General features: G+C 74.4%; 6 protein-coding genes. All 6 read right to left on the bottom strand.

What is annotated here, in order from left to right:
• A partial coding sequence (locus FNQ90_RS08465; RefSeq protein WP_182605801.1) for a carbon-nitrogen hydrolase family protein occupies positions 1-854 on the bottom strand: 854 nt, incomplete at its 3' end.
• A 232-nt stretch (positions 855-1,086) separates the two neighbouring features.
• Positions 1,087-1,542: an Lrp/AsnC family transcriptional regulator gene (locus tag FNQ90_RS08460; protein WP_182605803.1), complete on the bottom strand. Its 456-nt coding sequence runs from the start codon at positions 1,540-1,542 to the stop codon at positions 1,087-1,089.
• 166 nt (positions 1,543-1,708) lie between these two features.
• On the bottom strand, positions 1,709-3,148 hold the full coding sequence (locus FNQ90_RS08455; RefSeq protein WP_182605800.1) for a GuaB1 family IMP dehydrogenase-related protein: 1,440 nt from the start codon (positions 3,146-3,148) through the stop codon (positions 1,709-1,711).
• A gap of 147 nt (positions 3,149-3,295) precedes the next feature.
• Positions 3,296-4,366, bottom strand: a complete 1,071-nt coding sequence (locus FNQ90_RS08450) for a sugar-binding transcriptional regulator (RefSeq protein WP_182605799.1) — start codon at positions 4,364-4,366, stop codon at positions 3,296-3,298.
• A gap of 191 nt (positions 4,367-4,557) precedes the next feature.
• Complete coding sequence (gene rpe / locus FNQ90_RS08445) at positions 4,558-5,229, bottom strand: ribulose-phosphate 3-epimerase (protein ID WP_182605802.1); 672 nt, start codon at positions 5,227-5,229, stop codon at positions 4,558-4,560.
• Positions 5,230-5,301: 72 nt separating this feature from the next.
• A partial coding sequence (locus tag FNQ90_RS08440) for an RsmB/NOP family class I SAM-dependent RNA methyltransferase (RefSeq protein WP_182605798.1) occupies positions 5,302-6,703 on the bottom strand: 1,402 nt, incomplete at its 5' end.

The following is a 6,703-nucleotide window of genomic DNA, read 5'->3' as shown; positions in this document are numbered from 1 at the left end:
GCCGTGGAGGGGGCCGGATCGTGGCCGTAGAGGTCGGGACGGCGATCCTCCAGGTACGGGGTGATCCGACGGGCCGCCGCCGGCGCCTGCGGATCGACCTCCGCGAACAACAGTTCCTCCCCCTCCCCCGCCCGGGCCGGAACGCTCCCGTCGGGAGCGGCCAGGCAGCTCAGACCGGTGAACCGGAGGTCGCCCTCCGCGCCGCAACGATTGGCGTAGGCGACGTACATCCCGTTCTCCGCCGCCCGCACGGGCACCAGATGTCGGGCCACGAAGGCGTGGGGGGCCATCAGCGCGGTGGGCACCAACAGGAGTTCGGTGCCGGCCAGCGCGTGGGCCCGCACGGCCTCGGGAAACTCCACGTCGTAGCAGATCAGCAGACCGACCCGGAGGCCGTTCAGCTCCGCCGCGACCACCGGGCGGTCGCCGGGCACGAAGACCTTCCGCTCCCACTCGCCGTACAGGTGCGTCTTGCGGTACTCCGCGAGGGTCACGCCGTCGGGACCGGTCAGTCGGACGGTGTTGTGAATCCCCTCCCCGGAGAGCTCCGGTCGACCGTGTGCGATCGCCACGCCGTGCCGGGCGGCGATCCGCGCCACCGCGCGATCGGTGGGCCCGTCGGCGGGCTCCGCGAGGTCGGGGACGCGGTCACCCAGGACGTATCCGGTCAGCGACAGTTCGGATCCGACCAGGAGGGCGGCCCCACCGGCGGCGGCCCGTTCCGCGGCGGAGTCCAGGGCGGTCAGGGCCGCTTCCCGGGAGGCGGGCAGGCCGGCCGGTCCCTGGGCGAGGGCCAGGCGCAGGACGGGCCGAGGGGTCCGGGGGGACACGGCGGGGCCTGGAGAGCGGGACATGGCACCTCGGGCGAACGACCGGTGGACGGGGCGGTTCACCGGCACGGGCCGGTGACCGGCCGGGGCACGGCCGGGAACACCTACGACGCTAACGGGCCCCGTCCGGGGGCGACAAGAAGCGCCGATTGCGCGTCCGGGCGGTTTTCGTTGCGTTTTCCCGGTCTCCGTCGGCGTTTCGTTGCGCGGAACCGGATCCCGCCGGCAGACCCGGGGAAACCGCGGATCGGGACGGTCAGGCGGGGAGGTCCGGGGCGTGCCGGCGCAACAGGGGTGAGAGCACCAGCACGGACTTCGTCCGCTCCACGAAATCCTCCCCGGCGATGCGTTCCAACACCCGCTCGAAGTGCCGCATGTCCGAGGCGAAGACCTGCACCACGGCGTCCGCCTCGCCGGTGACCGTGGAGGCCGAGGCCACCTCCGGGTAACGGGCCAGGGCACGACGGATGTCGGCCGGCGCGGTGCGCGAGCGGCAGTACAGCTCGATCAGTCCCTCGGTGCCGCGTCCCATCACCGCGGGGTCGATCCGGACCGTGAAGCCGGTGATGGCGCCGCGGGCGCGCAGCCGGTCCACGCGGCGCTTGACGGCGGGGGCCGAGAGCCCCACCTCGGCGCCGATGTCGGCGTACGCCCGGCGGGCGTCCTCGGCCAGGGCCCGCACGATCCGTTCGTCCAGGGGGTCCAGGCCGATCGGGGACGCCCCGGGGCCGGGTCGGGTCGGATCATCCGCGGTGGCGGGAACCTCGTCGTGTCGCACCCGGGCAGTACACCACGCGTTCCCGCGTTCCCGCCTCTCCACCTCCCGCCTCCCGCGGCCCCCGGGCCGGCGCCTCCGCCGCCCCGGGGGCCGGGGGCCGTCACCCCCAGCTGACGTGCAGCGGCTTGCCCTCGGCGAAGCCGGAGGCGCTCTGCACCCCGATCACGGCCCGCTCGGCGAACTCCTCCAGGGAGGCCGCGCCGGCGTAGGTGCAGGCCGAGCGCACCCCCGCCACGATGGAGTCGATGAGGTCCTCCACGCCGGGCCGGGCGGGGTCCAGGAACATCCGGGAGGTGGAGATGCCCTCCTCGAAGAGCGCCTTGCGCGCCCGGTCGTAGGGCGAGTCGTCGGCGGTGCGGTTGCGGACCGCCCGTGCCGAGGCCATGCCGAAGCTCTCCTTGTACCACCGGCCGTCGGCCGCCTGCTGGAGGTCACCGGGGGACTCGTGGGTGCCCGCGAACCAGGAGCCGATCATGACGTTGGAGGCGCCGGCCGCGAGAGCCATGGCCACGTCACGGGGGTGACGGACGCCGCCGTCGGCCCAGACGTGGCGCCCCATCCGGCGGGCCTGTTCGGCACACTCCAGCACGGCGGAGAACTGCGGGCGCCCCACGCCCGTCATCATGCGGGTGGTGCACATGGCGCCCGGCCCCACCCCCACCTTGACGATGTCCGCGCCCGCCTCGACCAGGTCGCGCACGCCCTCCGCGGAGACCACGTTCCCCGCCACCACCGGCACCCGCGGATCCAGGGAGCGCACGGCGCGCAGGGCGGAGATCATCGACTCCTGGTGCCCGTGGGCGGTGTCCACGACCAGGGTGTCGGCGCCGGCCTTCAGCAGCGCGGCCGCCCGACCGGCCACGTCCCCGTTGACCCCCACCGCGGCGGCGACCCGCAGGCCGCCCCGCTCGTCGGTGGCGGGCGCGTAGAGGGTGGCGCGCAACGCGCCGCGACGGGTGATGATGCCCACCAGACGACCGTCGGCGTCCACCGCCGGCGCCAGCTTGCGGTGGGCGGCGTCCAGGCGGTTGAAGAGCTCGCGCGGTTCCAGGTCGGCGTCCAGGAGCAGCAGGTCGCGGGACATCACCTCGGTCAGTCGGGTGAAGCGGTCCACTCCGGTCAGATCGGCGTCGGTCACCACCCCGATCGGCCTGCCGTCCTCGACCACCACACCGGCGTGGTGGGCCCGCTTGGGCAGCAGGGAGATGGCGTCGGCGACGGTCTGCCCGGGGGCCAGCGTGATGGGGGTGTCCAGGACCGGGTGCCGCTGCTTGACCCACCCGATGACCTCGGTGACCACGTCGATCGGGATGTCCTGGGGGATCACCACCAGGCCGCCCCGACGGGCCACCGTCTCGGCCATCCGGCGACCGGCGACGGCGGTCATGTTGGCCACCACGAGCGGGATGGTGGTGCCCGTGCCGTCGCGGGTGGTCAGGTCCACCCCCATCCGGGATCCGACGGAGGACCGGGAGGGGACCATGAACACATCGTCGTAGGTCAGGTCGTACGGCGGGCGGGCATCGTGGAGGAATCTCATGGCGGCTCTCTCACCTGCGATGGGACGGGTTGCGGGTGGGAGACCGGCTGCGGCTCCTGCTTCATTATGGCCGATTCCCGGCGGTGCCCGTCGGCCGGCGGGCACCGCACCCGCTCCGGAACGCCGGGAAAGACCCGCCTGCGGGGCTCAGTCGACGTCGGGATCGACGCGTTCGCGGGCCGGGCGGGAGCCGGGGTCCGCCACCATCAGTTCGTCGGCGGCGGCGGTGTCCGTCACCAGACTGGTCACCAGGCCCGAACGGAGCACCGCCGCGATGGCCGGGGCCTTGCGCCGGCCACCGGCGATGGCGACCACCTCGGGAATGCGTCGGAGCCGGTCGGCCTCGACGGTGATGCACCGCTCCCCCAGGTCCCGGCCGACCCGCCGGCCCTCGGTGTCGAAGAGGTGCGCGGACATCTCGGCGGCGACCCCGAGCGAGGCGTAGTGGGCACGCTCCTGCTCGGAGAGCATGTCGTGCACCGTGGAGATCCCCGGTTCCCAGGATCCGATGGAGACCGCCGCGATGGTGACCTTGTCGAAGTACTCGAAGGCTCTCGCGATGCCGGTCTGCCGCCGCAACGCGGCGGCGGTCTGCGCGTCGGGCAGGAGCATCGGGGCGTAGATGGGGTGCGCCTCGCCCCCCGACACGGTCGCCGCCCGGCGAACCGCCTCCACCGACCCGCGCTCGGCGGTACCGGCGTCGTAGACCCCCGTGAGCTGCACGACGGTGCACGGCTCCAGGCTCTCCAGCGCGGCGGCCATGTGGATGGTCGATCGTCCCCAGGCCAGGCCGAGCACGTCTCCCTCGGTGACCAACTCCCCCAGCAGTTCGGCCGCCACCTCCCCGAGGTTCTCGGGGTCGGGGGTGTCGTCCGGGGCGTCGGCCGGCGATTCGGTGACCACCACGTGACGCAGGCCGAAGCGGGCCCGCAGCGCGTCGGAGCGATCGGCGTCCAGTTCGGCGGGGATGCGGATCTCGATGCGGACCAGATCGTGCTCGACCGCGGACTCGAGCACCCGGGCCACCTTGAAGCGGCTGACCCCGAACTCGTCCGCGATCTGGATCTTGGATTTCCCCTCCAGATAGAAACGGCGGGCCATGGCCGCCGCCTGCATCAGCTCGGCCGGTCCCATTCGTGTGGCTGACCTTCCGGCCGGCACCGCGCTCACCTCACTGTCCTTCCGGCTCGACTCCCACCCGTCCCCCGGGACGTTCATCCTCCCAGATCCGACGGGTCGCCGGCGCCACCCGTGGCCGGTGCATCCGGAGGGAAACAGGTGCGGGGTCCCCCGGACCGGCGTGCGCGGAACGGCGGGTGGACGGGTGCCGGCCGGCGGGCAGCGCGGGGTTGAACACCACCGCAGGGGTCACCCGTGGGGGCCGGGACACGGCGGCGTCCGGCCGACCCCTACTCCCCCGGGGTGGGCGCCACGCCCTCGGCCCGGGCCCGCAGGGACTTCACCGCGGCGGCGGGGTCCTGCGCCCCGTAGACCGCGGACCCGGCGACGAAGACGTCGGCACCCGCCTCCGCGCAGCGCTCGATGGTCTCCTCGGAGACCCCACCGTCCACCTGGAGCCACAGGTCCAGGCCGTGGCGCTCGATCAGCCTCCGGGCACGACGGATCTTGGGCAGGGTGAGGTCCAGGAAAGCCTGGCCGCCGAAGCCGGGCTCGACCGTCATGATCAGCAGCATGTCGAGTTCGGGGAGCAGGTCCTCGTACGGCTCCACGGGGGTGGCCGGACGCAACGCCATGGAGGCGCGGGCCCCCTGCGCCCGGATCTCCCGGGCCAGTCGCACCGGGGCCGCGGCGGCCTCGATGTGGAAGGTCACCGACCCGGCGCCCACCTCCGCGTAGCGGGGGGCCCAACGGTCGGGATCCTCGATCATGAGGTGGCAGTCGAGCGGGGTGTCCGTGGCCCGCAGCAGCGACTCGACGACGGGCAGGCCCAGCGTCAGGTTGGGTACGAAGTGGTTGTCCATGACATCCACGTGGAGCCAGTCGGCACCCTCCACCGCCCGGGCCTCCTCGGCGAGGCGGGCGAAGTCGGCCGACAGGATGCTGGGATTGATCTGCGCCATGCGACCAGTATCGGACACCCCGGCCCGTCCGGGGCGGCCCGGGGCCCGAACGGTTCGCGGCCGGCGGTCGCCTCAGGGGAGGCGGCGCAGCAGTGCCAGGTACATGGCGTCGGTGCCGTGCAGGTGGGGCCACAACTGCACGTCCGGGCCGTCGCCGAGGTGCGGGACGCCGGGCATCGAGGGGCGGGCGTCGATCCACTCGGCGGCCGGGGCCCCGGCCGGTCCGGTGCCGGCGCCCGCCAGCACGTCCTCGACCACCGCGCGGGTCTCCGCCGGATGGGGGGAACAGGTGGCGTAGGCGACCACACCACCGGGGCGGGCGGCACGCAGCGCCTCCCGCAGCAGGGCCCGCTGGAGGGGAGCGAAGCGCTCCAGGTCCTCCGGGCGGCGACGCCAGCGTGCCTCGGGTCGACGGCGCAGGGCTCCGAGCCCGGTGCAGGGCACGTCCACCAGGACCCGGTCGAAGGAGGCGGGCCGCCAGGCGGGACGGGTGGTGTCGGCGGCGACGGTCAGGTGATCGCCGGGCGAGCCCTCCAGGGCCCCGGCGACCAATCGGGCCCGGTGCGGACGGCGTTCGACTGCCAGCAGGGAGGCTCCCCGACCGGCCGCGATGGCCGCCAGGAGTGCCGCCTTGCCCCCGGGCCCCGCGCAGCCGTCCAGCCAGCGGGCGTCGGCGCCCTCCAGCGGGGTGGCGGCCAGTGCCGCCGCGACCAACTGACTCCCCTCGTCCTGCACCCCGGCACGGCCCTCGCGGACGGCGGGCAGCGCCCCGGGGTCGCCCCCCTCCGTCAGGCGCACCGCGTGGGGGGACCAGTGCCCGGGAAGGGCGCCGTCGACGAGGAGTTCCCCGGGTTCGGCCCGTCCCGGTCGGGCGACGAGGGTGACCTCGGGGCGTTGGTTGTCGGCGGCCAGGAGCTTCTCGATGCCCTCCCGGTCCGTGCGGTCGCCACCGGGCTCCAGCGCGTCCCACAGGGCGGAGACCACCCAGCGGGGGTGGGCGTACCGCAACGCCAGGTACTCCTCCGCGTCGCGGTCCCCGGAGGGGGCGAGGTGGTCGATCCACGCCTCGAAATCCCGCTCCGAGATCCGGCGCAGGACCGCGTTGACGAAACCGGCGGGGCCGTTGCCCAGCGCCACCCGGGCGAGTTCGACGGCGCTGCTGACGGCCGCGTGCCGGGGGATCCGGGTGCCGAGCAGTTGATGGGCCCCCAGGGACAGGACGTCCAGCACGGGCGGGTCGATCTCCCGCAGCGGTCGGTCGGCACAGGCCCCGATGACGGCGTCGTAGGTGCCCTGGCGGCGGAGGGTGCCGTAGACCAGTTCGGTCGCCAGCGCGGCGTCGCGGTCGTCCAGCCCCTCGGAACGCCGGGCGCGGGCCAGCAGGGGCGGCAGCACCAGGTTGGCGTAGGCGTCGCGCTCGTCCACCGCGCGCAGCGCCTCGAAGGCGAGCAGGCGCACGGGGTCCCTTCGGGGC

Origin of the sequence: Streptomyces alkaliphilus, assembly GCF_014141535.1 — a bacterium.
Classification (GTDB): Bacteria; Actinomycetota; Actinomycetes; order Streptomycetales; family Streptomycetaceae; genus Streptomyces; species Streptomyces alkaliphilus.
This window is presented reverse-complemented; position numbering and strand designations above follow the sequence as displayed.

Bases quoted from the DNA above. Each gene is read 5' to 3' on its own strand.
- rpe (WP_182605802.1), bottom strand. From the start codon at position 5,229: ATGGCGCAGATCAATCCCAGCATCCTGTCGGCCGACTTCGCCCGCCTC.
- FNQ90_RS08450 (WP_182605799.1), bottom strand. From the start codon at position 4,366: ATGAACGTCCCGGGGGACGGGTGGGAGTCGAGCCGGAAGGACAGTGAG.
- FNQ90_RS08455 (WP_182605800.1), bottom strand. From the start codon at position 3,148: ATGAGATTCCTCCACGATGCCCGCCCGCCGTACGACCTGACCTACGAC.